This is a genomic window from Bacillus sp. LR--39, assembly GCF_053613335.1.
In genome coordinates this window covers 1-656 of the sequence record NZ_JBSIOT010001018.1, presented here as the reverse complement: position 1 = coordinate 656, position 656 = coordinate 1, and the positions used below count along the sequence as shown (strand labels likewise).

General features: G+C 48.8%; 1 protein-coding gene. It reads left to right on the top strand.

Annotation, left to right across the window (positions count from 1 at the left end; translation table 11 throughout):
* On the top strand, window positions 1-656 hold a 656-nt coding region (locus tag ACWHAR_RS28145; RefSeq protein WP_452088579.1), incomplete at both ends, for a proton-conducting transporter transmembrane domain-containing protein.

Genomic DNA, 656 nt, shown 5'->3' with positions numbered 1-656 from the left:
AAGGCGGCATCTTCCCGCTGTATTTCTGGATGCCTGGTTCCTATTATGCGCCGCCAGCCGCTGTTTCCGCACTGTTTGGCGCACTTCTGACCAAAGTCGGCCTGTACGCGATCACAAGGGTGTTTACATTAATTTTCACCCAAGACGCCGCTTTTACTCATCAATTAATGGTCTGGCTTGCGGCGCTTACGATCATCTTCGGGGTCATCGGCTCGATCGCCTACTGGGATGTTCAAAAAATCATCATCTACAATATTGTCACTGCGGTCGGCGTCATCTTGTTCGGCATCGCCGCCAATACGCCGGCTTCAATCGAAGGATCTGTCTACTATTTGATTCATGACATGATCATTAAAGGAGCGCTGTTTATGCTTGGCGGAGCGCTTTTTGCCCTGACAGGGACAAACAACCTGAAAAAAATGAGCGGCCTGATCAAAAACCATCCCGTGCTCGGCTGGATGTTTATGATTTCAGCCGTTTCATTGGCAGGTGTTCCTCCTTTCAGCGGATTCATCGGCAAGCTGAAAATTGCAGAAGGCGGCTTTTTAAGCGGTGAATTCGTGATTACGCTGCTGATGCTTTTATCCAGCCTGCTCGTCTTGTATTCCGTCATGAAAATATTTATCAACGGCTTCTGGGGGGATGAACAGGAAGAT